This window comes from Pantoea sp. Morm, from assembly GCF_016643525.1.
GTDB classification, from domain to species: Bacteria; Pseudomonadota; Gammaproteobacteria; order Enterobacterales; family Enterobacteriaceae; genus Pantoea; species Pantoea dispersa.
Genome location: NZ_VOQX01000068.1, coordinates 1 through 24,873, shown reverse-complemented (window position 1 = coordinate 24,873; position 24,873 = coordinate 1). Strand labels below are relative to the sequence as shown.

The window sequence follows — 24,873 nt, the reverse complement described above, 5'->3', positions numbered from 1 at the left end:
GGTGTGAACCACTGCGGAAATCATCGCTCATAGCCTGCGATGGTGTGCCTGCCGGAACGGTGAGATTGCGCTCGTTACGTGGAATGTTTGCTTCCGAAGCGCTTACTCTGGCTGATTTATCTGTCTCCGGTTGGCCGGCTGAATGCGTCACTGTACGTATGGCCCCTACGCTGACAGGACCTTGTAACTCGCCGCCTTCAACTACACGACTGTCTGACGGAATGCTGTGACTGACCATGGCCGGAGCACCAGCTGGACTTTCCTGATGCTGCTCACGTACGCCGCCGTTGCTGACATTGCCGGTGTATTCACCTGCCGGAACGCTGGAACCTGCCCCGGGTGAACCGCCCGGCATCGGGCTGTTACCGCTCTGAAGTGTGCCCGGCGCGTCCAGGGAAAGGGTCGGCTGCAGCGGCTGGCTGTTCACCTGGTCTGTACGCGCACCGTAGTTGCGCATAATTTCCGGCTCAAGCCGCTCGTGCATAAACTCGGTAGCTGCACCCTGCGCGCTGCGCACGTTGGTCAGGATGTTCTGCGCGTCACTGCCATACTTTGCCGTAGTCCAGTCCACGAACTCCTGGTTGTAGTTGGCGTCCAGGCTGGCGCTCTGCGTCTGCGACAGCGTGGCCATGCGGCTGAACTCCTGGCTGCGCGTGCTGCTTTCGGTGTACTGATGGTACTGGCTTTTCGCATCGTTGAGCGTCGCCGCGAACTGCTGCGCCTGCGAGTTAGACTGGTTATCGGTGTGGCTGCCGGACTCGCTCAGGCGGGTCGACGTCACCATATCCACGCCCTGGCGGAAGTCGCGTACAAACTGGCTGTTCTTATCCTGTCGCAGATCTGTGCTGGCTGAATGCGAGTCCTGAACGCCATGCTGGTCGGTCATGCTCCCTTTCTTTTCAGCTCCGAGATGCGCTTCGCCACTGACCCCAACAGCCCATTCGCCTGCCTTGCCCCAGAGCGTTTTACTTGAATCGAACTTACCACTCACTCCAGCGTTTACAGATTGATCTACAGCGGCATTAGATAGGCGATTATAAGCCTCCTGCTGGGAGATATGATTGGCTTTGGCGTACCCTTCCACGGCCGACTGCATCTGGCTTGTGCCTTTAGAGATGTTCGTGGCCACGCTGCTGTCGCTGCCCTGCGTCACGCTGTCGCTGTTGCCGCTCTGCTGCGTCAGCTGGTTCATCTGCTGGAAGCCGCTGGTCACGCTGTGGTTGTAGCCATCGAGCGAACTCTGCGCCTGCTGCTGCGCCTGACGCGCCTGCTCGGAGAATCCGCTGCTGGCAAGCGCACTCAGCCGCATGTTCACCGGCAGGTTCGATATGGCCCCGGAGGTATCATAGACCTGGCTCCCGTCGGCCGTCTGCGTATGCATGGAGCCGTTGCTGGTCTGGAAGCCCTGCGACCCCGAACGGCGGGTCATGTTGGTGTCAAACTTGTTGGCGTTAACGTTATCCATCGACATATTGTTGAACGACCAGTTGCCGTCGGCGGTTGTTGAAGCCTGGCCGCCGGTGGTAAACGCCGCCGAACTCAGCACGCCCCCCACCGCCTGCCCCGCCACAGACATGGCCCCTTTCGTCAGAAAGCCTGCCAGTATGGGAATTGAGAGGCTCAGGTAACCCGCGATATTGGCCGCGTCCGAGTGCTGCAGCGCCACCTGGTCCTGATTGGCCAGCACCAGCGGCGTCGCCCCGGTTTTGCTCTGCAGATAGAAGTTGGCCAGCGAGTTAAGAATGGCGAACATTACCGGCCACATCTGGAAGTAAATGAATCCGCCAGCGTACAGCTTCAGCGTTTTCAGCCCGAAGATATCGTGATTCACCAGCGCCAGTGCAATCACCAGCGGGAACAGCGCAATCAGGACCAGCATCATCAGGGACTGGAACATCGGCAGCGTGCGTGCGGCAATTACCCCGCCCGCGCCCCAGCTGATGCGCTGCTTGGTCAGGCTCGACTCGGTCGCGAGGTTCAGCAGGTTGGCGGTATCGGACGACCGGGCCGCAAAGCCTTTCCACCCGTCGCGGATGGCCGCGTTGGTGATGTTGTTACGCATGATCTGCGAGGCGCTGAGCCCGCCCGCGTAAAAGAAGTTGTAGCTCTCGTCCATCGCGTTGCCGAGCAGGGTATCCCCGCTCACGCGGTTGCCGAAGACGCGCGTGGCCAGCGCGTGCCAGGTGGTGCCCCCGATGCGCACGTCCGCCCCGATGAGGTTTTTGATCACCGCCGCTGCCTGCTGACAGGTGATGAACTGACGGCCGCTGCCGGTGTCCTGGTACAGGCCGCGCAGCGGGCTCGGGTTATTGGTAATCAGCGTCAGCGGATCGGTGCTGTTGAGCAGCTGCGACACGGTGTACTTATTGTTAAGCAGGATGTCGCCCACCACGCAGTTCTCCACGTAGTCGGTCAGCATCTGCGACAGCTGCGGGTTCTGCGAGCGGAAGTCCGTGGTCTGCGCCACGATCTGCGAGCCGAACAGCATACCGGACTTCGTGTAGGTCAGCGAGTCCGGGCGCGAGAAGGTATATTCGTACAGCCTTGCCATTGCATAGCCCGTTGAAGACGACAGGCCGGCAATGAAGGCGAGACCCGCCGGCACGTTGTCCACCTCGTACACCGCCGCCGGGTCCGTGGCGTCCAGAATCTGCACGCTGCGCTTGGGCACGAGCAGCACCGACGTTATCACGAAGAAGATGGCCAGCCAGTGCAGAAACACCGTCGGATTACGTGACTTGATAAAGCTGAACATTACGCCCAGTACGCCAAACAGCCCGACGATGCGCTTCAGCGTGTCATACGTGTCGCTGCCGATGACGGTGACGACGCCGTTAAACACCTGCCGCCACATGTCACCGCCGTAAATGGTCCAGACCTCAGTCATTGCCGGTACCCCACTGATAATTGCCCTGATAAGACGTTGAGATAATGGTCGACACCTGCTGTTGCAGGTACTGCATGTTGCGGTCGATGCCGTCCAGCGCGTTCTGGTCGGCGGTCGACTGCAGCTTCATCTGCGCCAGCAGGGAGGTCGCGGACTGCACGTTGTTGCGCAGCTCGCCGGCGGCCTGCTCCGGGAAGTTTTTACCCGCCAGCGACTGACTCGCCTGCTTCACCAGCTCCTGCAGGTACTGGATCATCATGTCCTGCGCGATGAAGTCTGCGACCTGAATCAGGTAGGTCGGGCTCATGCCCATGCTGCGTGAGTTGGTCAGGTACTTGAGCACCGGCACCGAGGTGGTGTTGATAAAGCCCTTTTCCCTGTCTGACAGGCCGGTGTCGGCGCTGAGCTTGCTGTCGATGGAAATCATGATGTTGCGAACCTGGGTGACCAGCGCCACGTCGCTGCTGACCGTGACGTCTGCGGGCATGGGCCCGAGGCACAGGTCCTGCTCGTCGCAGCTGTATATTTTTGCGGTACCGCCGCGCATCAGGACGTTGATGATGTCGCGGTTATCAACCAGCGGGGTCAGGATGGTGACCTGCCCGTCCTTGTTGAAGATGATGGAGCCCACCACGCTCATCACCAGCTCCTTCAGCTGCCGGTTGCCGTCAAACAGATGGTTGCGTCCCAGCGCGTCCCAGATGAGGTTTTTGTTTTTCAGTACCTGGTCCTTATCTTTATCAGAGGCGCGACTGGTGACACTGTCACCCTGCCCGCCCACCGTGCAGCCCTGGCGGGACGCCGCCCAGTCGGAGAAGATGTTGCTCTCGCCGGCGATGTCCTGGCAGATTTTCTGGTTGGACACCTGCGACACCGGCCAGAGGCCGCCGATAATGCCCTGTGCCGCCTGACAGGAGCTCATATTCATGGAGTTCACGTCCGAGGCGAGCTTCTGCAGGAAGTCTTTGGCCTGCTTGAGCTCCGGCACCATGGTCTGAAGGGCAAGGTCGAAGGCATAGCCGGCGGCGTTGCTCATAATCTGCTTCACGAACCGCTGCAGCTCGGCGCCGTTGATAAAGGAAAACGCCCCGAGGTAGGCGTCGATGCCGCCGCAGCCGGCGTTCAGCGAGGGGACCTGCATCGAGATAAGCTGCACCTGCTTGACGGGGTTACGCAGGTAAACCGAACCGCCGGTGATGTACCCAGCTGCCTGCCCCTGCCACGCCTGCGCTTTCGAAACGTTACCGTCAAAGCCGAGGCTACCAAAGTAGCCGTTGAGGTCGCCCTGCACGTCGGCCAGCGCCGGGCTGCTGATGGCCATCGCCGTGGCGGCGGCCAGAAGGAACTGCCTGAGTTTCATGTGTCAGAACTCCGTAGCGGGCAGAGGTTGAGCTGCCCGCGCTGAATGAGATAAAAAGCCTGCGGTTATTTCGCCTGATGCAACGTCACGGCATGGCGTTCGCGGCTGGCGTAACGAAACTCAGCGATCGTCGTGAAGGCATCCGGGGAAACGTTCAGATCGTCATGCCGTTGCGGACTGCCCGGGACAAGGGATTCCTGTGAGAAGATAAACAGGCTGACGCCCTGCTCCCGGAGTTCGCGGAGCAGCGTGCTGAACGCGTGGCTGGCATGCTGCGGAAAAAAGCCATCGAGGATGAGGACCTTCTTTCTGCTGGCGGCCAGATGCGCGATGATGTCTGCCTGCTCCGCTTTAAACGCCTCCGGCGACAGCAACTCATAGCTGAAAAAATAAGCCTTAAGCTGTGTGGCCACATAGCGTGCAACGGTCGTCTTGCCGGTGCCAGTCTCGCCCTGCACGTAAACGTGCCCTTTCCGCTTGCGCCAGAGTCTGGCCAGCACGCTTGTGTGTTCTTCCACGCTCAGCTGAAGCATTTTTTCCGTGGTCATTGTGAAAACAGGGGTATGCATGTTGTTTTCCATTTCAGTCCGTCTCAGTGGGGGTGCGTGTTGCCGGGGTGGTAAGGGCCGCGTTCAGCCATAAATCCGTGCCGGCGCAGCGTGATGCTGACCAGCGCGCCGCAGCCAAAGCCGCCGGCCAGGGCAAACAGAAACAGCAGCGGGTAAAGCTGCAGCCCGCTCAGCAGCAGCGCGTCGGTGCCGTAAGCGATGCCGGCGGGCAGGCCCGTCAGGTCGCAGGCAAGCCAGGCGTAAATCCCGGCCGCCGCCAGCATCGAGGCGCAGACGAGCAGAAGCGCCGTCTCGGTTCGCGAGAGCGTTAAAGGGTGTTCCGTCATGATTTTTTCCGTATGCGGCAGGACCGCGTGCGTTTACTGCGGCGTCAGCGAGGCGCTGCTCGGTACCGGCCCCAGCGTGTCGGGCGGCAGGTGGTCAATATCCGCCTCGATCATCTGTGCGAGACGCTGGCTGAGGGTGCTCATGTCCGTATCGCCCTGATAGAGCGGGTAAGCCATGTTGGTGTTGACGTTAACCATAAAGGTGGTCGGCGTGGCGATGGGCAGCCCGTTGCCGAAGAACGTCAGGATCTCGCCGGCGATAGGCTCGTTCGGCCCGGCCTTGCGCGGGATGAGCGCCACCGGGAAGGACGTGTCGCCGTAGCCGTCCAGCGTGTACGGATACACCTTTATACCCGCTTCATCGGCCCACGCTCTGAGCTTCGGATCGAACTTCGCGCTGTACTGGCAGCCGCGCTGCATAAACACCACCACCGCATAGTCGTTGAGGTTCACGCGCCGGCCGTCGGTCAGCGTCATCAGGTTCGGCGGCCTGGCAGGAGCGGTGCGCACCGGTGCGGCACCGGGCAGGCCGAAGTCGGGCAGCTGCGCGCCCTGCTGCCCCTTTGCCTGCTCCAGCGCCGCGATGTCATCAGCCACGGAAGCCTGTGCCAGCACCGGCAGCAGCACCGCAGCCGCCAGCAGAACCTTAAGCCTCATGATGACCTCCGGGTCCGCGGCGCGCGCGGCGGTGCGCCAGGACTTCCGTGAAGATGCCCAGCGCCATCAGGGCAAAACACGCCACCGACACGACAATCAGCACGTCGTACGTCAGGCTCACGGAGTACGCCAGCAGCTGGCGCAGGCAGTTGAGGATAATGCCCGCCATAAACAGCGTGACAATAAGGGGGAATCTGTTCATTACGTTTATCCTTGTGCACGGCGGCGCAGCGCCCACGTCGCCAGGCTTACGGTGAGAGACAGCAGCACGCCGCACTCATACAGTGACAGCAGCGTGCCGTCAGTCCGCGCCGCCCACGCCTCTGCGCTGAGCGGTGACTTAATGCAGGGCGCAGGCATCGTGTCCGCCTGTAAATCTTCCGGCGCAGGCGCACCCTGATGAAGGGTAGTCGCGGGCGGGGTCTGCGAAGCGCAGTCCCACACCTGCCCCGGCGGCGCGTTACGCACCAGATTTTCAGCGGCGTTAAGAAGCATCCTGCCGGCGCTGCCCGCATTGTGTGACATCAGTAAAAACAGCAGAAAGAACAGCAGCGCCGGGTGGATAACCAGCGTCTGCAGCAGCAGGTTCGGCAGGCCCCGGGCAGCGCGCAGCCGCCCGTGCCAGACGGGTGAAAACGTCAGCATCACTCAGTCCTCAGAAGTTAGGTTTAAAGCCGGTGGCCACGTTGAGAAAGCGCTTTGCCAGATCGTCCTGCGTCATAAAGCCGTAGGCGAGCGGGCGGAAGCTTTTTGACTTCGGGTCAACCAGGAACAGCGCCGGGAAGTGGGTGATGCCCATGCGCGCGCTCTGCCCGCCGTCCTGACGACTCTCAGGCACCTGCGGCGACACCGTGCCGTCCACGCTCACCGGTATCAGCGAGACGTGGCGCAGGCGGGCAAAGTCCGCCACCACCCCCGCCATCTGCGCGTCTATCGGGTCCCCGCCCCGGTAGAAGTAGAACAGACCGTACTGTCCGGCGAGTTCGCTGATGGCCTGCGTCTGCTCCTCCTGGTCACGGGCCTGCTGCAGCGGCGCGGTGCTGTTGTAGTGCGGGTGCTCGAGGTTGTAGTCGAGGTCCGGGTGGTCAAGCTGCGCCACCGCGAACGACTGGCTGAACATCGAGGCCCGGTCGGTCCAGAACTTCTGCCAGCGCAGGAAGGTGGCCGTGTTCTCCGCTGACGGGTGCAGGATGGCGTTGTTCAGCGCTTCCTTCGTGTAGCCTTTCAGCACGTCAGCCTGCTCCGAGGGCGACAGCCGGCTGAAGTCCGGCACCCGCGGCGCGGGCTGCGGCTTCGGCGCGGGCGGGTCTGGCTTTTTCTTCGGTTCGTTGTACCAGTGCCAGCCGGTGAACGGATCGGCCGGCGTCACCACGGCGTCGGCGGGCGGCGCGTCGTCCGCCACGGCCTGACAGGTGGCCGCCATCAGCAGGCAGGCCAGCAGCGTCTGCTTCATTATTTTCCTCCCGTCTGGGCGTTAACCTGCGCGGCGATGCGATCTTTCGCCTGCTTCACCATGGTGGCGGAGTCAGGGATTTTCTGGTTGGCCATGAGGTCGCTGTAAAAGTCCTGGAAATTAATCAGGTCAAAGTTGATGGCCTGCAGCTCGGGCACCGTAATGCCCCGGCAGTTGGGCGAGTCACCGCTGCCAAAGCTCACGTGCAGCTGGTCGCGTCGGCCCTGCTCCTGGATGATGCGGGCGAGCTTGCCGCCGAACACGCAGTAGGCCTGCTTTTTCTGCACGCACACCCCGAGCACCGCGCGGTTGCAGGCTTCGCCGACCAGCACCGTGACTTTCTTCGCTTTGGCTTTGCCGATGGCCATCTCGTCGCTGTTGCAGTTGGCGAGCCCCGCGCTGTTACCCCAGCCGGTGTCAACGCAGCAGTTGGAGAATCCGGCCATCGCCTTACGGCAGTAGAGGGCCTGTCCGGTAAACGCCTTAACGTTCACCTGGTCGGCCTTCACGTCGTCGCCCGCCGAGGCCAGCCCGGCGAGTTTGGCCACCGCGGTATCAAATCCGCTGTCGCCGGCGCCGTTCGTTTCATCGCAGCTGCCGGACTGGCAGATATAGTTTCCGCCGCACAGCAGGCCCTGCGAGCTGTAGGTGGTCTGACACTGGTACGTGTCCTGTTCGTGCAGGCAGGTGCTGCCTTCCGCCTGCGTGCAGCTGCGGGCTGAGACGGTGCAGTTTTTGTTAGCCATCAGGGTGCTGCAGTTGCCGGTTGAGCTCACCGGCACGATGTAAGCGTCCGAATACTGCCAGCAGCTCTGCGTCTGGGAATAAGTCTGCCCGTCAGACGTCACGGAGCGGGTTCCGCCCGGATCTGTGCATACGCTCCCGGCGGTCGCCGTCGCTGAAGACTTATCAAAGCCACAGCTTTCCGTCCAGGTGGTGGCGGCCTGTTTATCCGATACGGTGACCTGATAGGTGACATCCAGATGAAAAACGGTCGTGCCATCCCGCAGATAACCGACCAGCGTCGTGGTGGGTTTTGAATGGTTGCTGCCTGACTGCCCCTGCGGGGTGATCACGGCCGTGTAAGTCTGCCCGGCGTTAACCGTCAGCCCCGTAACGTTCAGGGATACGGCACCCGATCCGTATTGCAGACCCACGCTGTTATTCAGAATGTCCACAGCGTAATTAAAACCCGTGCTGTAGGACGGTGCAGGCGTATAAACCAGCAGCGTGCTGCCGCTGAGAAGCGTGGCCGTCTCAGGGAAGGTGATACTGACCTGCAGCCGGTCTTCACTGCCTATGCGGGAGGCGTCCGTCAGGGTGAGGCTAAGCGTTCGGGTCTCGGTATGGCTGGAACCGGTTACGATAACGCTGCCGGTACGCGCACACGTCTGCACCTGCGCCACGTCCCGGTCGCAGCTGTAGTTCTCAAACACCGACTTTGACACCACTTTAGTGGTGCACTGCGTGTTGGTGCCGTCCACGATGGTGCCGCTGTTCGCCTCGGCGTTTTTACCGTTCTGAATAAAGTCGGCGTTCGGGTCAATGGTTACCGCCGGATTCTTCGTGGACGAGTCGGTGATGGCCTGTCCGGCCTCGTTCTGACTGAGTTCGGTCTGGCCCTTGTCGCTGATGCCGCCGTCACCGCCCTGCACGCCGCCGTAGTAGCCGCTCTGCGAGGGGCTCGACGTATAGCCCGGGATAACGGATGACGGATCGGTATTTTTCGCCGCCGCCGTTCCCTGCCCCTTGCTGCTGCCCGCAAGGCTCGCCCCGGCGCTGTAAGCATCGCTGGCCGCATCGGCGTGAGCATGCTGCACCACGAGGAGCGCCATGAATGGGATAAGCCACTTCATCGCGCTCCCTCCACGCCCTGCAGCATCTGCGCGGCCGTTCCGGCGCAGTCACCGCGCTGCTTCACCTCTTCCAGCGCCTGCTGCACCGGCAGGCTGCCGTAAAGCACGTCAAACTTCCCGCCGCAGGTGACGACCAGCGCGGGCACGGCCTTAATGCCGTACTGCTGGTACAGGGTGGGGTCAATCTGCACGCCCGCCTGCTTATCCTTTTTGGACAGCTCAAACATCTTTTCCGCGGTCTGGCGGAAGTCATTGTTCAGCAGGCCGCGCAGCGTGGCCGGAATGCCGAAACGGCGCGCATCCGCGAGCATCGGCAGCAGCCCCTCTTCCGGAATGCCCAGGCTCACGAAGTACACCACGCGCGGCGCCGGGCGGCTCGCGCTGTTCTGGTCTGCCTGCGCGGCGGCAATCTCATTCTGCATCTGCGCCACCCGCCCCTGCTGCGCGTCGGGCAGGGTGATGTTCGTGCCCTGCAGCTGGCTTTTAAACAGCTCCAGCTCGCGCTGCTGCTGTTTCATGTACGTCATGTCGCTGCCGGAAATCACGGTCTGCTCTGCCGCCTGCGCGGACGCGCAGAGCAGCGAGGCGCTGAGGGCCAGCGCCGTAGTCAGTGGAATATTCATGCTGAGTCCTTACAGGTAAACGCAGTTGCGCTTGCGCCACATCAGGTAGCCGAAGTTCTTCTTCGACGACGGGGAGTTGTGCACCGATCCCCACAGCTGCGTGGTGGTGCCGAACGAGTGACAGTCCGAGGGTTCGGGGTACATGTTCACCATCTGATAACGCCAGCGGGACTTCGGGATGATCGGGGACGGATATTCGTAGCACACGGCCACGTCCGCCCCGACCGTCTCCATCACCAGTCCCTCCCGGTGCAGCTTGAAGGCCATGCGCTCGCTGACCAGCAGCGAGGCCTCCAGCGGGGAAAACTCGTTGCTGGTAAAGCCCGTGAACGGGTACATCGAGCCCTGCGCGCCGGCGCACCAGAACAGCGGGTCCAGCGGCACGCCCGCGGTGGAGGCGATGGAGTCCGCGGCGCAGGCGCCCTGCGCCAGCAGGTTGCTGAACAGCGCCACCTCGGGGTTTAAAATCATCGCCAGCGTGCTGTCGTTCCAGAGCGGGTCCACCTCGGAGAGGTAGGCAATGTCCATGTCGCCGGTCTGCATGCAGCCTTCGCTGGTGATGATGTTGAGCCAGTAAATCAGGGGGTACTTGTACCAGTGCACGTGATAGAAGCTCCCGGGCGTCGGCGAGTCGCTCTGCCCCCCGCGCCCGGTGCCGGTGCGTCCGAGGTCAATCTTGAAACCGCCCATGTTCACCATCACGCCCGGCTCGCGGGTCACGTCGGTGAGCGCCAGCGGCTCCCAGAATCCGATGGCGAGCCCCAGCCGGTAAAAAATACCGTAGGGGCACAGCTGAATCGGCGAGGCCGGGTTCGGCGTGTCCGGATGGGCGCCGGAGGCCAGCTGGATGCTGCCGAGCGTCATGGGAAACAGGCACTTCCAGCACACGTCGCTGATGGGGTTTACCCAGCGGCCGTCGCCGGCGTTGCTGGTTGCCGCCATCACCGGTTTTGCCATGATGCCCGCCGTCAGCAGGCACATTATCAGGAGAAAGCGCCTCATGCGTCCGGCTCCTGTGCATCAGGTCTGAGCCATACGCACACCGGGCCGTCGTCCGTGTCGTGGATGCTGCCGGTAAACCAGCCCTCGCCTGCCGGGCCCGAAGGCTGCCACGCGCCGCAGTTACCGGTTTTCCGGTAGTCCGACATCATCCAGTCCGGGACGTCGTTTTCCATCCAGGTGGTCGCCGCCTGCAGATGATGCGCGCTCAGCCAGGCCTCAAACTCGCCGGGCTGTGGGTATTCATTGCCGTCTGCCGGCAGAAAAAAGGCCGGATGCGTCCAGCCGCCCCAGCGATCGCGCACGACCGGCTGAGCCGATATTTCAGCGGGGTGTGTCATAAGAGGAAATTCCGTGGTTGCGGCAGCGGGGGCTGCCGGGGTCAGACGTTAATCAGGCCTGCCTGCGGGGGGCAGGCTGAGGCGTACCGCAGCGGACGCGAGGAACGAACAGCCTGCGCGACGCGGGGAGGAAACGGGGTGAATATCAGTCAGTAATGCGGAAGAAAAAACGCCAGTACGCAGGCGGATGCCAGGGTAACGATAATGGCCATGATAAATTCCAGCACCACGTTAACGCGATCTTTGCGCCACCGTGCGTGCCAGAAGGCCGCGTCACCGTTCTGCATGGCTGCGTTGCGCTGCTCTTTACGGCGCAGCCCGCGGAAATCCGCCACCGCACGCCACCACAGCGTGGCCACCACCAGGCCCAGCACAATGAGCAGCGCGTAGTGTGTCAGCGAAAAACTGAATTCCCAGTGCCATTCCTTATCGTACATTCCGTGATCCTGCCCTATCCGATGATGCGCCAGTGCGTATGTTACACGTTAGCAGTATCGCCTGCCGGAGATTCGGCAGGGAAGGTACGGAAGGCCCAGCCGCTGTCGTCAGCATGCGCCGCTCCGTCTACGTCGCCTTTCTCAAGTCTGTCTGCCACTTCTGACAGATAAAATGAAAGCATCGCTGCGGTGGTGTGCCGGGTGCCCTGCAGCAGGATGGCCACGCGCGCCTGACTGTCGGGCATCAGGACGTATTTAAACCCGCGGCGCCACGCGCCGGGGCGGGTATTACTGCCGTACTCATCCATAAACACGGACGGTCCCGTTTCGGTGATCCGTGAGGCAATGTGCCACATCAGGCCCGGCGGAAGCCCCGCGTCAGCGAGACAGTCACAGCTGAAATTCCCCGCACCATTGCGCGACAGTTCGCCGGACGCCGCCCGCAACGCTGCCGGAATATCGCTCGTTAGTGAGCCAGGCGGCCCGCACCACATCAGGCTTATCTGCGTGAGCGGCCACGCGTGCCGGAACCATCTGTCGGTCACGCCGAGGCGTTGTAGCTTCGCGTTGTATTCCTCTTCGGCCTTTTCCATGCCATTCCGGTGAAGGGGCTGTTCTTCAGGAGGGACCTTTTGACGACCGCGCGAACTTTCAAGTAGAAAGTTAACAAGGTTAATTAACCCTCCCCCTGCCAACACGGCTATTACGGACAAAACGCCTGTTTCGGTGTATGTCATATTCTGCTCCTTACTCCGTTGACCCACGGTCAGTCAGCGGGTTCACCTCACGCCTGATGACATACCAGCCCGCCGCCTCTGCGCCGCGCTGACACCAGTCCGCCCAGCTGCCCGCGTAACCGTCTCTCGCCGCCTGCAGCAGGAAATCTTCCAGATCGGCCTCACTCCGCTGCGGCGAAATATGGCGTGAGCGCGCTTTTACAATCGCCGCACCTGCCAGCGCGCGCGTGTCGTACGGTAACGCCACCTTTTCCCCTGCATCGGTGCCGAAGGTAAACCCTTCTGCTTCTATGGCGGCCGCGAAGGCGGCCAGCAGCTGCTGCCAGTAGGCGGTCTGCTCATGCGCGAGTGCGAGTGCGGCCATTGCCGGACTGCCAAACGGTGCCGGCGCGGGCGACGGGATGCCGTGCATGACGGGGCCGGAAAGGTTAACCCTGCATTGTTTGCATGGGCGGAGAGGAAGAAGAGAAAGTATTCCCCGGGCGATGACACAGGCCAGAACGAACAGGACGATCATCAGGGCATAGCCCGGAATACCTCCACCGTTTTCGCTGGTCTGGCAGTGATCTGACATGCATTCGCTCAGGTAATAATCATGACCCGCCGTCTGAGTCTGTACGACGCCCTCCCCGCTGGAGTGCGTCTGCGGCGCGGGTGCGCTCCGGACCGGGTGCGCAGCTGGCTCTGCGTCTGGCTGCGTGGAGGGTACTGCAGAATACGTCCCGTCGATAACCAGGTGTGGCACCCGCTCATTCTGCATGAGGCTCCCCCGTCAGGACCGTCATGCCGAACTGGCGCATCACCTCACCCACATCTTTGTCCGTGAGCGACGCCAGCACGATAGCCGACCGGACCTCTCCGCTGCACGCCAGCAGCGTCTGCAGCGCCGCGCGTAAAATCATCGACTCCGAGTACAGCGGGAACTCTGCGGTCATGCGGCGCAGCCCGGATTTGTCGTCGTCATCCAGACGCACCTGCGCGTTGTGACGTTTTACCTTCTGCGGGGCCGTTTGCCCCCGTGCGTTGTGACTCATTTCAGCGCCACCTCCTCCACCTTCAGCATCCTGTCGGCGCGCGTGATGCGCACCGGCGTGTGCTCAAAGCCGAATTTTGTTGTTAACGTGCCGTACTGGTCGAAGTACACCGGCCTGTCCAGCGTGATGCTGCTGTCGTGCACGTTGCCCTTCACCAGAATGACCTTAAAGTTCTGCTGCCCGGCGAGCTGAGGTTTCAGCCACGCCATCTGCTGCGGGTTGTCGCCGTCAATGAAGTACAGCGTCTCGCTGAAGGCGACCTTATCCAGCGGGTTAACCCTATCGCCCGCCCGCGCGATGACGTTGCCGCGCATGTCCCGGATGGTCTCGCGCACCGTGAAGGTCGGGTCATATAGAAACGCGCGGTCCGTTTTCGCCGGCGTCAGCCCGGCCACCGGTGCCGGCCTGACGGCGTGGGCTTTCACCCGCGCCTCCGCTTCACGCTGCAGCCGGTCCATTTCGCCGCTGTCCTTCATGCCCTGCAGACGCTGGCCGATAAAGGTCAGCAGGTCGGGCTCGGCAATCGGAAACAGATGCCCGACAGTGCCCAGCTCTTTCGCCTGCGCGGGATAAGCAACCGCTGTAGCGAGCAGGACAACCGCTGTGGCGAGCCGTCTCATGGCGCCGCCTGCATCTGGCGGGCGATATCGGCCTGAATCACCGGGGTGATGTCGGTGACGCCGGCCACCACCGCACCCTTCACCAGGATGACGCCGCCGTGCGCGGCCTGCCAGTCCGACAGGCTCGCGTCCAGCGCCGAGCCGAAGCGCTTCGTGAGCGCCTCCAGCTTTTCCTTATCCAGCGCAGACTGCGCCGTCTGCTGGCGAAAGGTGTCGATGGTGCCTTTCATATCAAACACCACGTAGTCCGGCTGCACCGCCTGCGCAACCAGCGCGCTGATGCCCGCGCTGAGCGTGATGACCAGCACGGCAAACGCCGTCAGCCGGACGCCACGACGGCGCAGCAGGCCGGGAGCCGCCCTCACGGTGACCCCGTCACGCACGCTCCGTTCGCTCATCGTTTCACCCTCCACAGTGGATAGGGCGTGTTTGTCTTCCTGCATGGTTGATTCCTCTTTTAAGCGGGGGTCAGGCCGGCCCAGCGCTCCAGCTCCAGCATCTCGGCCTGATACATGTACGGCTCGCAGGCCAGCATGTACGCGGCCTCTTCGCTGGTTGCCCCGGCCTTCTGCGCCTCGGTCATGTACTGGTAGTCCTCTCCCCGCGTGCTGAACATTGCGCGCGTCACCGGATCGACGAAGACGCGGTGGAACGAGCTGTTCTCGCCCGTGGAAATCATGACCGAGCTAAAGCCGGTATCTTTTGCTGGCTGGAAGCCGCGGATAACCTGCGTTTCCACTTCACTGAACTGATCCGGGTTCGAGTTGAGGTAGGTCTTAAACGCCTTGGCGTCCTGCAGCAGCGTCACTTTTGTACCGGAGCAGTCCCACGCGGCGGCCGCGGCCGGTGGTGCCGCCTGGTCCTTGGTGCCGGTGAAGTCCTTGATGCCCTGCGTGATGGTGATAAACGCGCCGCGGTGACGGCGCACCGTGCGGTAGCCGGTCTCGATAAAGCGTGCGGCGTGCGGGTTTGAGCCGCTGAACAGGCGCCAGGCCTCGTCGATGATGGCCACCTTCTTGAGGCTGCGCGGCGAGTGGTACATCTTTTCCTGAATCGCCAGAATCAGCGAGTACAGGATGGCGGAGAGCAGGTGCGGCTGGTTTTCCAGACTCAGCAGCTCCAGTACGGCAAAGCGCGTATCACCGTCAAGCGTCGGATTGTCCGAGTTGAAGTAATCGCCGTTTGCTCCCCACGTGCACCAGCGATCCAGCAGCAGCACCAGCTCGTTGATGCGGTTCATGATGGTGGGCTGCTCGCCGTAGGCTTCACGCACTTCAGGAGACGTCATGTAGTTCACCACGTCATCGATGCGCGCCTTGTTCTGCTTCGCCTCGTATGCCGCCACCACGCCCTTAAGCAGGATAGTTTCGCTGACCTTATCCAGCGGCTCGTTGGGGCTCGCCAGAACGGTGAGTAAGCCCTGAATACCCTCAGCCGATTCCCTGATGTCACGCACGTTGGCAAACGGGTTAAAGCGCAGTGTTGCACCGTCGAGATACGAGCCGCCCGCCTGACGGCAGAAGTTCCTGTAGCTGCCCCCCATGTCGATAACCCAGCCGAAGCCCCCGGCGTTAAGCACCTGCCGCAGAATTTCCTGAATAAAGAAACTCTTGCCGGCACCGGTAGTGCCGGTCACCGCGATGTTGAAGTTGGTGGCGCCGTTGCTTTCGCTGAACATGTCAAAGAAGGCCAGCGCGTTGCGGTAGGTTGGCAGCGGGCTGCCGGACGCCGCCATCTGGCGCTCGGCCACCACCGGCATCAGGTTCACGGCGTTAAAGCTCTTGCAGCGCAGGGTGGCGTTCATGTGCTTCATGTCGTCCCACAGCCCCTCCTGCATCAGGAACGGCAGCGACGTCAGCCAGTTACGAAGCTGCTGGTAGCGCGGTGCGGATATCTCGAGGTCATTTTTGCGGAACACGTTAATGGCCGAGAGTTCACAGCGCTGCTGCTCGCTGTCGCTGTCGGGCGTGAACAGCGTCAGGTTGAGGTTGAAGCTGCACATGGCAATTTCGTTGCTGGCCAGTCCCATGCGCAGGTCGCGCCATTCCTCGTAAGTGCGCTGCGTGTTGGGGAACAGCTTGCCGTAGGAGGAGTTGGCCTTCTTGCCCATATCCTGCTCTTTGCGAAACGCCTCGTTCTGGCTGCTGACCTGGTCTTCCACGCAGATGGTCCAGCTCAGCAGGAACGGACAGGGAATACCGAGATCGGGAAAGCGCATGTTCTGCAGGTTGTCGGCGGCCTGCCAGAGTGCGAACTGCTTCGGCACCTTCGTAAGCTGCATGTTCACGATGCGCGTACTCACCACCGCCCCGTTACCGTCTGCACTGATCGCTCTGTCGCCGGGCTGGCGACCCGTTGTCAGGCGAAGGTGATCCGGGTGCACCTCCATTTCGGTGCTGGTGTCGATGCACTGGCGGTGCAGCTCCTGCTCCGGGTTCCAGTGCTCGCTGGCGGCGCTGACCTGCCCGGGGCGGTAGTTGAGCTGCTCGCGGATAACGGACAGAAACTCTGTCGGTCCCACGCGGCGCGTGTCCATGTGCGCGGCCAGCATCGAGACGCGCAGCGTTTCGCGCACCTGAGCCACCGCGTCCAGTGACTTGATGCCGCCGGTGCCTGGGTGCGCATACACCAGGAACACGCGGTAGTTGCGCAGATACAGCGGATATTCACGCTCGTTGGCCAGCCCCTTCAGCGCCGATCGCTCCCAGAAGGCTTTGGTAATCGCGTTCAGGCGCGGCGCCATGTCGCCCTTCCACATGTCGCGGCTCAGCCCGTGCTCCAGCATGTCGCCCACGCACTTGCTGGCCACCATCAGCACCGTGACCGGCGTTTTACGCGGCAGCTTTTTGCGCAACAGGTCGTCCAGCGCCTGCACCACCTGCTGGTTGGCGCCGGCAAGCGGTGCCACTTCCATAATGAAGCCCACCGAGCGGTTGTTAATGAAGAGTTCGGACTTCTCGTCGAACTCGCGCCACGGCAGCAGGCTGGTGAGCGAAGGATAGCTGAAGCTTTCCTGCAGCTTCTGGCGGGCAAGCTTTGCGCCGCCCTCGTCCCGGCTGCTGCTGAGAATGCCGGCGAGGTGATCGATAACGTTACTGAGCATCGCCATCCTCCTGACAATTGTCCTCAGTACGGAAGCGGTATACAGAACCCAGCGTCTCCGGATACAGAATGGCTGACTCAGCGTCACGAAGCAGAGCGGACTTTCCGGCACCGGGAGTGCCAGGCGCAATGAAATGCCCATAAGGAGGTACATCTACTATCAGCAGCCCGGGCTGGCCCCGGTGATGCAGTGCGGCCGCAGACGCTGCGGACGCCGGCTGCCCATGCGCAGCGCAGAAAGAAAATCGCTTTTTCATTATTCCCCCTCACTGATGACGCGGAAGTCTTCATCCCAGCGCGATTTCTGCTTCACGAACTCGACCACGGCGGGCTGATGGAAACTGTCCTGCTCGTCGACCCACGGCGCTATCCACAGGCGCTGCGTGGCGTCCGGGATGCGTCGGGCGTCCACCTGGCCCGGTCCGCTGTAGTCGCCCGGCACCACCGGTGCCGCTGTACGAACCGGCACCGTGGACGCGCGGAGGCTGTCTACGCTCAGCGCCTGACCGGAGACAGGTCGGGGTGTCAGCGTCGCCGCGCTCACGGGGCGGTAAGGGTTAACGGCGGGCTTCACGTTGCCGGGCGTCGCCAGCGCCTCAGCCGCAGGCTTTGGGCCGGCCTCCTTCTGCGCGGTCAGGTCGTCGAGGCTTTTACCTTTCGATGCCAGTTTGCTGGCATCGGACATCGACAGGCACTGGTCGGTGGCGGTTTTATTGCAGTCAAAGTCAGAGTTCATGCCGGCGCAGCCGGTGAGCGCAGCGCACAGCAGTGCGCACGCAAAAAGTTTTTGCATGGGGTGATCCTCAGTGGCGGCCGGGCCGCCGCGCTAATTAAGATGAATGGAACGGTGATAATGCCGGGTACTGCGGGATGCCCTGGTGAAGGCACAGTGATGCTTATATCGGACGGGAATGACTCAGCAGAGCTGATGCAGCATCAGCGTTATCCCGGCGGTGAAGCAGGCCAATGCGCTGAAAAGTGCGAGTCGCTGAAAGCTCACCTGCATAAAGCCTCCTGCGGCTGGCTGTCAGCGGCCAGATACTGCTGAATCGCCTCGATTTCAGTGAGCATCGCCGCCAGCTGGCAGCTGCTCGCCTGCGTCTTCCACGCTTTACGGTAGCGGAGCTGCAGCGCGCAGAGGCGGATACGCTGTTCCCTGCGGGTACGTTTATTCATGGCTGCCCCCTGAAGTGAAGGTGAACTCATGACGCTCAGGTTTTATCACCGCCTTCACCTCTTTTTCCAGAGGTTAAGGCGGAACATTTCCAGCAGACAGAGGCTTGCGGGACCCAGCAGCGCGAGTATCCAGAACAGCCACTCCGTGTCGCAGCCCAGCGCAAAAGCATACAGGGCAACCGGCACGGCGTACCAGAACGGGTGCACCCGGTGCGCCCGCGCCGGACGGCGGGCCAGACTGCGCTGACGCAGGCGGGCGATGCGGCGGCGGGTAAGCTGTTCACTGCAGGTACGTCTATTCATGGCTGCTCCCGTTACACACATAAGGTGAATGACAGCCCGTCCGGTACGCGGCCATCATGCGCATCCGCCTCAGGTGGCGATGCCGCCGCTTTTCCACTGATGTATTCATCTGGCCCCCCGGAACAGCATCTGAAGAAACGTGAGAAGCCAGCATATAACCGACGAAAATACCGACGGATAAACCGGCCAGCCGGGGTCCGTCACAGGCAGCTGCCAGTTCCAGAACGCCACAAAGAACCAGCATACCGGCAGCAATGCCCATACAAACGCCATGATGCCGGCAATCATTACCTGTTCAGGGCACTCAGCGCGCCACTGCCACCAGATGACGCCGGCGGAAATCACCAGGGACAGACGCCAGAATGGCCAGCCGGGGAAACCCACCGTCCCCGAGCGCATCCCCCAGGCGACGATAGACGTATTGATGACCAGCAGCAGGGATATGGAATAAAACGCCGGGCGCTGATACGTTTTGATGCGGCTTTTAAATGTCCTGATCATGCTGCCGCCCCGCGCGCGGTGATATGAAAGCGCAGGTGGCTTTCCACCGGCACGCGCACCTGCCGGCTTATCAGGGTCAGGAGCAGAACGGCGCGCTTCATGCCGTCCGACTCGCACCATACCGCCTCCAGTCCCTCAAAGGCCCCGTCCTCGATCATCACGCGGTCGCCGTCCAGCGGCGCATCCGTGTCGAGCGGGACGCCCTCCCAGCCGGCCTCCAGTTGCGAGATGACGTGGTCGGGCACCACCGACGGCAGGCCGCCAAAGCTGATGAGAGTGGATATCCCCCGCGTGCCCTTGATGGAAGTGGTGTGCACCACCTCCGGATCGAAGCGTACAAACAGGTAGCCCGGAAAGAGCGGCTGCGGCGTCACGCCGCGCACCCTGCCGTTGCGCAGGCGGACGCGGGAGAACACCGGCAGCAGGCAGGTGACGCCCTGTTCAGTAAGATGCTGCTGTGCGTACTTTTCCTGCGCCCACTTCGTCTGTGCCACGTACCAGTTTTCCATCTCTCACTCCTGTCAGTTAATGGTGTCGCCGAGGCGCAGCTGGCTGGCCTGACGCAGAACTTCATCGGGGTTTAACACCGGGGCGCTGTTGCCGCCGCCGCTGCTGACCGGCTGGTTCGCCGCGGTCTGCTGCACCACCGGCTGCGGCGCCTCTTTCTTCGCCTTCTCGGCCTCGGTATCCTCAATGGTTTCCAGGCGGAAGCCCTGCTGGAACACCACGGTCACGGCGTTACCGGCCCCGATATCAATTACCGGGTGATACTGCTCGGCGCGCTTAATCCAGTACTGGCTCAGCGTGTCCGCCGCCTTGCTGGCGCCGCCGCCGATGCCCTGCTTAAAGATATCTCCCGCGCCCACTGACGCGCTGCCGCCGAGCCCCACCGTCGGCGTGGCGGCTGACTTGATGCCCTCACCGAAGCCTGACAGCAGGCCGGCCGCCCCGGCGTTGGCGATAATGGCGCCGTTACGCATCACCGGCTTACCGCGGATGCCCACCTTGCCCTGGAAGGACACGTGGCCGTCGAACGGCATGTCGATGTGCTTGCCGTTCTTCAGGATGCAGCTGATGTTTTTGGTACGCACCTCGCCGCGCTCGCTGGAGATATCGCCGTACATTTCCCCGGTAACGCGGCACTGGTCCATATTCCAGGTCTTTCCGTTGGGCATGGAGACGTCCCCGAGCAGGGTAATGACCACCGGCGAGGTGTTCTGCTGACCGGTCACGCTGGCATTGGCGTCGGCGCCCTCAATCATCACCGCCTCGGAGAAGGAGCCAGAGGGAATCCAGGGCAGCTTCGTCTTTTTGTCGGTGAGCGAGGCGTAGGTGAAGGTGTCGCGGTTCAGGCCGCCCGGACGCACCGTGCCGGCGCCGGGGTAGAAGCCCTGCCCCTGCGCGCGATAGAACTGTGCGCCCTGTCCCGCAGCCGATCCGCTGCCCGGATTATTGATGCTCCACTGCGCCGGTCCGGACGGTCCGCCGGAAACCGGGCCGCCAGCAGGCGGTGTTGCCGCCGGTGGCGTCACGGTCGTGCCGTTCGGCGCCCTGTTTCCCTGTGACTGCTGCGTCTGCAGCTGCGCGATGGCGTCAGCCATCGTGCTGAGCTGCTTTTTCAGCTCGTCGTTCTGGTTTTTCAGCGAGCTGGTCAGCTCGCCAAGGTTGCGCTCAAGGCCCGCGGTCTTGTTCTGCTGCTGCTGCAGCGCGGAGGTGGCCACGCCCTCGGTAAAGGAGGTGGTAATCAGGCCGCCGGTCAGGTTCGGCGCTGTCTTCGGTGCGGGGCGGTTCAGCTCCGCCTGATGGTGCGAGTAGGCCCAGATGCCGCCGCCCACCGCCAGCATGACCGCAGCGGACACGCCGGCAATCACCCACTGGCGGCGGCGCGTGGCGGTATTGATGTTGCTCATGACCCGCCCTCCGCGTCAGTGGAGAAAATCACCCACACGAAGCCCTCGCCGTTTGCATACAGGGTGCGGGTCGACAGCATCACGCCGCGCACGCCTTTCTGCCAGAACTGCTTTTCGCTGAGCGCGCGCGTGACGTAGCCGGTGTTTTTCATGCGGTAGCGCATCACCCGCAGGTGCGAGCCGGCAAGCTGGCGCTCCGGCGTCAGCAACACCCCTGCGGGCGGATTATACGCCGGGCCGCGCGAGGCCTTCACCTCGGTGTAGTTCTCCGGTACGTCGCCGTTGACGACGCTGCGGGCCACGCTCACCAGCGTTTTCTGGAAGGGCTGGCTCTCCTCCCACGCTTTCGCGTCCGGGTTGGACTTCAGCGGCACGCCTGCCGGGACCAGGTGCAGCGTGCGGCCGTTGCCGGGTTTGGGGGAAACGTCTATCGAGACGCCGACGCCCCCGGCGGTCTCCAGGAAGATGGTAAAGTCCTGCCCGGTGAGGGGCGTAATCAGCAGCGCGCCATCGGCGGTGTTGGCCTTCGTATAGGCGTTTTCGGGACCGGTGATGCCGGTAATCAGCTCCCCGTCGATGATGATTTTATTGGGGCTGGTGTTGCTCATCTGCGCCTTCAGGTGCGCGTTGTTTTCAAACGGCGTACCGGCCGGTCCGGGCACGGCGGCCTGCGCGGCGGCAGGCAGCAGCGCCAGCGCGCCGGCAACGGCGATGGCGGAAAGGGTCATTTTCATGGGTTCAGTCCTGTTGCGGGCGGCGTTCAGGTTGGGTCCAGGGCACCTCGGGGAAGGCCGTCAGGCGGATAAGGCCGTCCACGTAGTGCACGCTGAGCCGGTAGGCTTTGTGCGCATCCGGAAGCGAAGTCTTCAGGTTGCCGTTGATGGTGCTGGCGCTCAGCGTGCCCTGGGCGATGACGTCGCCGGTGGTGGTGTCGGTCATTTCGTCATCGATGCGGAACACGGAGGAGACGCCGTTCTTTTTGATGTACTCGGCTTCGGCGGCAAGCTGCTTTTTCATGTCGTCACGGTTTTCAGCGGGAACAAAGCGCAGCAGGGCGGCGTGCTGGCTGTCCACGGTTTCCGGCGTGACGGAGAGGCGGAGGTTGATGAATGAGCGCACCAGCATGCCGTTTAAGGCCGCGTCTCCGGAGGCGGAATCGGAGGTGAACGGGCGGTCAAACATCATCGGAATGGTCTGCGTCTTCTGCGTTTTCGCAAAGTGCCACGCCAGCGCGCCTGTGACGACGGTGCTGGCGGCGAGAATAAACACGAGCAGCGAAAGCGCGCACAGGGCCAGAATGATTACCCGGTTGCGCCCCTCCCGGACCTGATACTTCATAGCGCTATCCTTTTAATAAGCGCCACCCGGAGGCGGCGCGCGGGTTACTGCATCCAGTGCCGGTTGCCCGAATCGGGCACGCGGCGGAATTGCAGCCGGAGCAGCGCGGTGGGCAGGTACCAGTAAAGAAGGTTCAGGAGCCACCAGGTGCCCTGCCCCTTCTTCAGGTGGCGAACCAGCAGCCAGAGCGCGGCGGCCACAATCAGCATGATGATGAACATGTCGCAGAGCAGGCCGATGCCGGCGCACGCAAGGATGAGCACGGCTTCCTCTGTGGGGAGTCCGATAAGGCGTTTCTGCTGATTGAGGGTTTCCGGGAACTGGTACTGAAGCGAGTCCCTGTCCATGCGGGATTAACCGGCCAGGGCGAAGAACGTGCGGGTGATAACAATAAGGAAAGCCAGGCCGCCTACGAAGAGCGCCGGGTTGCGGGTTTTGATAAAGGTGATAATGGAAATGATAATTTCCGCGATGTACAACCCCCACTCGACGGTGCTGCCATGGCCAAACGTATCCTTGGCATCCTGCTTCTGGCTGGAGAGCAGGTCTTCGGCGCGGACCAGGTGCGGCAGAGCCAGGACCAGAATGACCAGCGCCATCAGCAGCACGTTCGCGCGGTGGCGCGAAAGCAGGCTAAAGGCGCGACGGGTGATGCCGATATGTCCCTGTGGCGCCGCCTCGCTGAGCGCCGGGCAGGCTCCCGCAGACCCCTGCACCTGTGCCGGGTATGACGTGACAACTTTCATGTGTAAAACCCTCGATTTGAGTTAAAGAAATGTCAGTGTGCGTAAACAGACGTAACGCGTCGTAAGTGTACATTTTCTCAATAAAAAAAAATCTGTGACACATGTCACACTTTTAAGGACTCTCATGCATTTTTTTAGGATTAATCCTGAAAGGCCGTGGCGTACGCTTGCTGCCTGTCCAGGGTGAGCCTCGAAAGGGGGTAATAACGCATGAAAGTAAAAGAAAAGATGGGCGACGGGCGCGGACGACCGCGTAAATATGCCCGCGGTGAAATGCAGTACCGGAAACTGTGGCTGCCGGAAAATCTGCTGATGGAATTACGCGTGGCGGCGCGCGTCCGGCGATTTACCACCAACGATGAAATTATCAGCCGGTTAATAACGTCGATGCAGTTTTCACCCCGCCGTCACGTCATAAAAACGAATGAGGGACAGCGGCTGGTTGCGCTGGCCAGGATGTTCGATGAGTTTATTCAGTCTCGTCTGGATATTATCCGGGCGGAGTTTCAGCAGAATGAAATGAGACAGGCAGAAAAGAAACCGTTCGCCCCCGGAAAAAATACGGCCTTCAGCAGCAGCTTTCCGGAGACTTTACGGCGTGACATGGAAATCAGTGCCCGCTTTAACCGCCGCAGCGTGAACATGGAAATACAGCAGCGCCTGCTGGCCTCACTGAATTATTTAACGGAGCAGCAGCTGCCGGAGAACGACGAGGTCAGAAGACTACGCGAGCTGGCCATATTATTTGACGAGTTTATTCTGGAAAAAGTGGTGGTGGCCGAGAATCCGCTCACGGGTAAACAGCAGGAGTCCTGATTAAAAAAACACCTGATTATTTTCATTAAAATTAATAAATAGTCTGCTCATCCACTCCCTTTATTTTCCACAGCAGAGATTGAAACCAGAGGCATTGCCGCCGCAGCGGGAGTATTCACGCACGGCGGCCATGAGAAATAACTATATAGTAAACTCATTGGGTCATGAGAAGGTGAATAAGATTAACATTCCTGAGTAACGATACTGTTATCCAGAAGCTTTGCCTGAAATTTTTGACAAGCAGGATGGCTTACGTCAATGCTATGAAAGTTCCAGCCTTAAAGAGTAATTCACCCCACTCTTCACCCTCACCTGAAAAAGCCATATCGTTTTATTTCACCGAATAATCACGGTTACGGAGTGAATGAATCAGAGAGAGCTCAAAAAAAAACATCCTGTGCAACTGGATTAAAGCCACCATCAAGGGCACTCATCAGCCAGAGCAGCGTATGGTGCATAATCCGGTAGTGTTACGCTACCGGATTTAAAATCTTATACAGAGAAAGTCACTCTTCAAGAATAAAGTGTTTGCTCTCGGCTTTATCTTCAGCCGTGCTCATTCCTGTCAGGTTCTGGTCAATCATCTCTTCCAGCGCCTGCGGCCCGGACTCACCGCGCAGATGCAGATACATTTCAGTGAGCATGGCCATCATGATGCTGGTTCCCTCACGGGTGCCCGCCACGCGGCGTATTAAATCCCGGTTAAATTCTTCCATGTCGAATTTATTCCCCTCGCCCTGGTGTTTTTTCACCATCAGACCGATGCCGACGAGTTCATTCACAACGGAGGAAAAGTTAACCTCTCCGTGACTGGCACCATTTTGCAGTTCAATCTGCACGAGCTCCTGCACTTCCCTTTCCGTTTTTTCTTTAAAGTATATGTTCCTGCGCGCCATGCGGATATTCCTTGTGAGCCTGGATTATTTCAATCCTGCCGGGCATGTTTAATTTTAAGTATTTTAATCAGGGAGCAATGCTGAGCGACTGCATTCCGGTATAATCTCGTTTACCGTATTATTTACTCCGGTTTTTGTGTGTGTCAATCCGGCACTGTGTAATTTATCCGGACGGTGTGTGCATCC

The 24,873-nt window shown here is 61.2% G+C and carries 31 protein-coding genes; 1 reads left to right on the top strand and 30 read right to left on the bottom strand.

Annotated features, from left to right (window positions below; all coding sequences use genetic code 11):
* From traG to FT726_RS19805, 29 genes are all read right to left on the bottom strand, one after another.
* A partial coding sequence (traG, locus tag FT726_RS19945; protein ID WP_346303288.1) for a conjugal transfer mating-pair stabilization protein TraG occupies positions 1-2,887 on the bottom strand: 2,887 nt, incomplete at its 3' end.
* Positions 2,880-4,247: a conjugal transfer pilus assembly protein TraH gene (gene traH, locus FT726_RS19940; protein ID WP_346303287.1), complete on the bottom strand. Its 1,368-nt coding sequence runs from the start codon at positions 4,245-4,247 to the stop codon at positions 2,880-2,882. The genes traG and traH, both read right to left, overlap by 8 nt.
* Positions 4,248-4,312: 65 nt before the next feature.
* Positions 4,313-4,828, bottom strand: a complete 516-nt coding sequence (locus FT726_RS19935) for an AAA family ATPase (RefSeq protein ID WP_346303286.1) — start codon at positions 4,826-4,828, stop codon at positions 4,313-4,315.
* 11 nt (positions 4,829-4,839) lie between these two features.
* Complete coding sequence (locus tag FT726_RS19930) at positions 4,840-5,142, bottom strand: hypothetical protein (protein ID WP_346303285.1); 303 nt, start codon at positions 5,140-5,142, stop codon at positions 4,840-4,842.
* 33 nt (positions 5,143-5,175) lie between these two features.
* Positions 5,176-5,799, bottom strand: a complete 624-nt coding sequence (gene trbB / locus FT726_RS19925; protein WP_346303284.1) for an F-type conjugal transfer protein TrbB — start codon at positions 5,797-5,799, stop codon at positions 5,176-5,178.
* On the bottom strand, positions 5,789-6,001 hold the full coding sequence (locus tag FT726_RS19920) for a hypothetical protein (RefSeq protein ID WP_346303283.1): 213 nt from the start codon (positions 5,999-6,001) through the stop codon (positions 5,789-5,791). Before FT726_RS19920 ends, trbB begins: the two co-directional genes overlap by 11 nt.
* A 5-nt stretch (positions 6,002-6,006) precedes the next feature.
* Positions 6,007-6,444 carry a hypothetical protein gene (locus FT726_RS19915; protein WP_346303282.1) on the bottom strand — a complete coding sequence of 146 codons (438 nt, stop codon included), beginning with the start codon at positions 6,442-6,444 and terminating at the stop codon, positions 6,007-6,009.
* 10 nt (positions 6,445-6,454) lie between these two features.
* A complete protein-coding gene (traF, locus tag FT726_RS19910) occupies positions 6,455-7,252 on the bottom strand; it encodes a type-F conjugative transfer system pilin assembly protein TraF (protein ID WP_100701695.1) in 798 nt (265 codons plus the stop codon).
* On the bottom strand, positions 7,252-9,108 hold the full coding sequence (traN, locus tag FT726_RS19905; RefSeq protein WP_346303281.1) for a type-F conjugative transfer system mating-pair stabilization protein TraN: 1,857 nt from the start codon (positions 9,106-9,108) through the stop codon (positions 7,252-7,254). The genes traF and traN overlap by 1 nt, the downstream gene beginning before the upstream one ends.
* Positions 9,105-9,731 carry a type-F conjugative transfer system pilin assembly protein TrbC gene (trbC, locus tag FT726_RS19900; protein WP_346303280.1) on the bottom strand — a complete coding sequence of 209 codons (627 nt, stop codon included), beginning with the start codon at positions 9,729-9,731 and terminating at the stop codon, positions 9,105-9,107. Before trbC ends, traN begins: the two co-directional genes overlap by 4 nt.
* Before the next feature lie 9 nt (positions 9,732-9,740).
* Positions 9,741-10,733, bottom strand: a complete 993-nt coding sequence (traU, locus tag FT726_RS19895) for a conjugal transfer pilus assembly protein TraU (RefSeq protein WP_346303279.1) — start codon at positions 10,731-10,733, stop codon at positions 9,741-9,743.
* Positions 10,730-11,071, bottom strand: a complete 342-nt coding sequence (locus FT726_RS19890) for a hypothetical protein (RefSeq protein ID WP_346303278.1) — start codon at positions 11,069-11,071, stop codon at positions 10,730-10,732. The genes traU and FT726_RS19890 overlap by 4 nt, the downstream gene beginning before the upstream one ends.
* Before the next feature lie 149 nt (positions 11,072-11,220).
* Positions 11,221-11,508, bottom strand: coding sequence for a hypothetical protein (locus tag FT726_RS19885; protein ID WP_034822869.1), 288 nt, complete (start codon positions 11,506-11,508; stop codon positions 11,221-11,223).
* A 41-nt stretch (positions 11,509-11,549) separates the two neighbouring features.
* On the bottom strand, positions 11,550-12,245 hold the full coding sequence (locus FT726_RS19880; RefSeq protein WP_346303277.1) for a hypothetical protein: 696 nt from the start codon (positions 12,243-12,245) through the stop codon (positions 11,550-11,552).
* 10 nt (positions 12,246-12,255) lie between these two features.
* Entirely contained in the window at positions 12,256-12,819 is a 564-nt protein-coding gene (locus FT726_RS19875) for a hypothetical protein (RefSeq protein WP_346303276.1), read from the bottom strand.
* 175 nt (positions 12,820-12,994) lie between these two features.
* Entirely contained in the window at positions 12,995-13,279 is a 285-nt protein-coding gene (locus FT726_RS19870; RefSeq protein ID WP_034822863.1) for a hypothetical protein, read from the bottom strand.
* Positions 13,276-13,899, bottom strand: a complete 624-nt coding sequence (gene traW, locus FT726_RS19865) for a type-F conjugative transfer system protein TraW (RefSeq protein WP_346303275.1) — start codon at positions 13,897-13,899, stop codon at positions 13,276-13,278. Before traW ends, FT726_RS19870 begins: the two co-directional genes overlap by 4 nt.
* Complete coding sequence (gene trbI, locus FT726_RS19860; RefSeq protein ID WP_346303274.1) at positions 13,896-14,297, bottom strand: type-F conjugative transfer system protein TrbI; 402 nt, start codon at positions 14,295-14,297, stop codon at positions 13,896-13,898. Before trbI ends, traW begins: the two co-directional genes overlap by 4 nt.
* 59 nt (positions 14,298-14,356) lie before the next feature.
* The gene (traC, locus tag FT726_RS19855) at positions 14,357-17,002 is read right to left on the bottom strand and encodes a type IV secretion system protein TraC (RefSeq protein ID WP_346303273.1); all 2,646 of its coding nucleotides are present in this window, start codon (positions 17,000-17,002) and stop codon (positions 14,357-14,359) included.
* A gap of 255 nt (positions 17,003-17,257) precedes the next feature.
* Positions 17,258-17,794 carry a type IV conjugative transfer system lipoprotein TraV gene (gene traV, locus FT726_RS19850; protein WP_346303272.1) on the bottom strand — a complete coding sequence of 179 codons (537 nt, stop codon included), beginning with the start codon at positions 17,792-17,794 and terminating at the stop codon, positions 17,258-17,260.
* Positions 17,795-17,997: 203 nt separating this feature from the next.
* A complete protein-coding gene (locus FT726_RS19845) occupies positions 17,998-18,177 on the bottom strand; it encodes a hypothetical protein (RefSeq protein WP_034822853.1) in 180 nt (59 codons plus the stop codon).
* A 54-nt stretch (positions 18,178-18,231) separates the two neighbouring features.
* Complete coding sequence (locus tag FT726_RS19840; RefSeq protein WP_346303271.1) at positions 18,232-18,480, bottom strand: hypothetical protein; 249 nt, start codon at positions 18,478-18,480, stop codon at positions 18,232-18,234.
* Positions 18,481-18,585: 105 nt separating this feature from the next.
* Complete coding sequence (locus FT726_RS19835; RefSeq protein WP_346303270.1) at positions 18,586-18,981, bottom strand: hypothetical protein; 396 nt, start codon at positions 18,979-18,981, stop codon at positions 18,586-18,588.
* Positions 18,978-19,490 (bottom strand): transcription/translation regulatory transformer protein RfaH, encoded by a 513-nt coding sequence (gene rfaH / locus FT726_RS19830; RefSeq protein WP_346303269.1) that lies wholly within the window; start codon positions 19,488-19,490, stop codon positions 18,978-18,980. Before rfaH ends, FT726_RS19835 begins: the two co-directional genes overlap by 4 nt.
* Positions 19,491-19,502: 12 nt before the next feature.
* Positions 19,503-20,891 carry an F-type conjugal transfer pilus assembly protein TraB gene (traB, locus tag FT726_RS19825; RefSeq protein ID WP_346303268.1) on the bottom strand — a complete coding sequence of 463 codons (1,389 nt, stop codon included), beginning with the start codon at positions 20,889-20,891 and terminating at the stop codon, positions 19,503-19,505.
* Complete coding sequence (gene traK / locus FT726_RS19820) at positions 20,888-21,625, bottom strand: F-type conjugal transfer protein TraK (RefSeq protein WP_346303267.1); 738 nt, start codon at positions 21,623-21,625, stop codon at positions 20,888-20,890. The genes traB and traK overlap by 4 nt, the downstream gene beginning before the upstream one ends.
* 4 nt (positions 21,626-21,629) lie before the next feature.
* Positions 21,630-22,229 carry a TraE/TraK family type IV conjugative transfer system protein gene (locus tag FT726_RS19815; protein WP_346303266.1) on the bottom strand — a complete coding sequence of 200 codons (600 nt, stop codon included), beginning with the start codon at positions 22,227-22,229 and terminating at the stop codon, positions 21,630-21,632.
* Between the two features lie 44 nt (positions 22,230-22,273).
* Positions 22,274-22,576 (bottom strand): type IV conjugative transfer system protein TraL, encoded by a 303-nt coding sequence (gene traL, locus FT726_RS19810; protein ID WP_346303265.1) that lies wholly within the window; start codon positions 22,574-22,576, stop codon positions 22,274-22,276.
* 6 nt (positions 22,577-22,582) lie between these two features.
* Entirely contained in the window at positions 22,583-22,975 is a 393-nt protein-coding gene (locus tag FT726_RS19805; protein ID WP_346303264.1) for a type IV conjugative transfer system pilin TraA, read from the bottom strand.
* 210 nt (positions 22,976-23,185) lie between these two features.
* Here FT726_RS19805 and FT726_RS19800 point away from each other — a divergent pair, with 210 nt between their 5' ends.
* Positions 23,186-23,791, top strand: a complete 606-nt coding sequence (locus FT726_RS19800) for a hypothetical protein (RefSeq protein WP_346303263.1) — start codon at positions 23,186-23,188, stop codon at positions 23,789-23,791.
* 506 nt (positions 23,792-24,297) lie between these two features.
* Here the strand turns inward: FT726_RS19800 and FT726_RS19795 are convergent.
* A complete protein-coding gene (locus tag FT726_RS19795; RefSeq protein ID WP_346303262.1) occupies positions 24,298-24,687 on the bottom strand; it encodes a relaxosome protein TraM in 390 nt (129 codons plus the stop codon).
* Between the last annotated feature and the right edge of the window lie 186 nt (positions 24,688-24,873).

Excerpts from the sequence above, each read along its gene's own strand:
- traH (WP_346303287.1), bottom strand. The coding sequence starts at position 4,247 with ATGAAACTCAGGCAGTTCCTTCTGGCCGCCGCCACGGCGATGGCCATC.
- FT726_RS19935 (WP_346303286.1), bottom strand. The coding sequence starts at position 4,828 with ATGGAAAACAACATGCATACCCCTGTTTTCACAATGACCACGGAAAAA.
- FT726_RS19930 (WP_346303285.1), bottom strand. The coding sequence starts at position 5,142 with ATGACGGAACACCCTTTAACGCTCTCGCGAACCGAGACGGCGCTTCTG.
- trbB (WP_346303284.1), bottom strand. The coding sequence starts at position 5,799 with ATGAGGCTTAAGGTTCTGCTGGCGGCTGCGGTGCTGCTGCCGGTGCTG.
- FT726_RS19920 (WP_346303283.1), bottom strand. The coding sequence starts at position 6,001 with ATGAACAGATTCCCCCTTATTGTCACGCTGTTTATGGCGGGCATTATC.
- FT726_RS19915 (WP_346303282.1), bottom strand. The coding sequence starts at position 6,444 with ATGCTGACGTTTTCACCCGTCTGGCACGGGCGGCTGCGCGCTGCCCGG.
- traF (WP_100701695.1), bottom strand. The coding sequence starts at position 7,252 with ATGAAGCAGACGCTGCTGGCCTGCCTGCTGATGGCGGCCACCTGTCAG.
- traN (WP_346303281.1), bottom strand. The coding sequence starts at position 9,108 with ATGAAGTGGCTTATCCCATTCATGGCGCTCCTCGTGGTGCAGCATGCT.
- trbC (WP_346303280.1), bottom strand. The coding sequence starts at position 9,731 with ATGAATATTCCACTGACTACGGCGCTGGCCCTCAGCGCCTCGCTGCTC.
- traU (WP_346303279.1), bottom strand. The coding sequence starts at position 10,733 with ATGAGGCGCTTTCTCCTGATAATGTGCCTGCTGACGGCGGGCATCATG.
- FT726_RS19890 (WP_346303278.1), bottom strand. The coding sequence starts at position 11,071 with ATGACACACCCCGCTGAAATATCGGCTCAGCCGGTCGTGCGCGATCGC.
- FT726_RS19885 (WP_034822869.1), bottom strand. The coding sequence starts at position 11,508 with ATGTACGATAAGGAATGGCACTGGGAATTCAGTTTTTCGCTGACACAC.
- FT726_RS19880 (WP_346303277.1), bottom strand. The coding sequence starts at position 12,245 with ATGACATACACCGAAACAGGCGTTTTGTCCGTAATAGCCGTGTTGGCA.
- FT726_RS19875 (WP_346303276.1), bottom strand. The coding sequence starts at position 12,819 with ATGTCAGATCACTGCCAGACCAGCGAAAACGGTGGAGGTATTCCGGGC.
- FT726_RS19870 (WP_034822863.1), bottom strand. The coding sequence starts at position 13,279 with ATGAGTCACAACGCACGGGGGCAAACGGCCCCGCAGAAGGTAAAACGT.
- traW (WP_346303275.1), bottom strand. The coding sequence starts at position 13,899 with ATGAGACGGCTCGCCACAGCGGTTGTCCTGCTCGCTACAGCGGTTGCT.
- trbI (WP_346303274.1), bottom strand. The coding sequence starts at position 14,297 with ATGAGCGAACGGAGCGTGCGTGACGGGGTCACCGTGAGGGCGGCTCCC.
- traC (WP_346303273.1), bottom strand. The coding sequence starts at position 17,002 with ATGCTCAGTAACGTTATCGATCACCTCGCCGGCATTCTCAGCAGCAGC.
- traV (WP_346303272.1), bottom strand. The coding sequence starts at position 17,794 with ATGCAAAAACTTTTTGCGTGCGCACTGCTGTGCGCTGCGCTCACCGGC.
- FT726_RS19845 (WP_034822853.1), bottom strand. The coding sequence starts at position 18,177 with ATGAATAAACGTACCCGCAGGGAACAGCGTATCCGCCTCTGCGCGCTG.
- FT726_RS19840 (WP_346303271.1), bottom strand. The coding sequence starts at position 18,480 with ATGAATAGACGTACCTGCAGTGAACAGCTTACCCGCCGCCGCATCGCC.
- FT726_RS19835 (WP_346303270.1), bottom strand. The coding sequence starts at position 18,981 with ATGATCAGGACATTTAAAAGCCGCATCAAAACGTATCAGCGCCCGGCG.
- rfaH (WP_346303269.1), bottom strand. The coding sequence starts at position 19,490 with ATGGAAAACTGGTACGTGGCACAGACGAAGTGGGCGCAGGAAAAGTAC.
- traB (WP_346303268.1), bottom strand. The coding sequence starts at position 20,891 with ATGAGCAACATCAATACCGCCACGCGCCGCCGCCAGTGGGTGATTGCC.
- traK (WP_346303267.1), bottom strand. The coding sequence starts at position 21,625 with ATGAAAATGACCCTTTCCGCCATCGCCGTTGCCGGCGCGCTGGCGCTG.
- FT726_RS19815 (WP_346303266.1), bottom strand. The coding sequence starts at position 22,229 with ATGAAGTATCAGGTCCGGGAGGGGCGCAACCGGGTAATCATTCTGGCC.
- traL (WP_346303265.1), bottom strand. The coding sequence starts at position 22,576 with ATGGACAGGGACTCGCTTCAGTACCAGTTCCCGGAAACCCTCAATCAG.
- FT726_RS19805 (WP_346303264.1), bottom strand. The coding sequence starts at position 22,975 with ATGAAAGTTGTCACGTCATACCCGGCACAGGTGCAGGGGTCTGCGGGA.
- FT726_RS19800 (WP_346303263.1), top strand. The coding sequence starts at position 23,186 with ATGAAAGTAAAAGAAAAGATGGGCGACGGGCGCGGACGACCGCGTAAA.
- FT726_RS19795 (WP_346303262.1), bottom strand. The coding sequence starts at position 24,687 with ATGGCGCGCAGGAACATATACTTTAAAGAAAAAACGGAAAGGGAAGTG.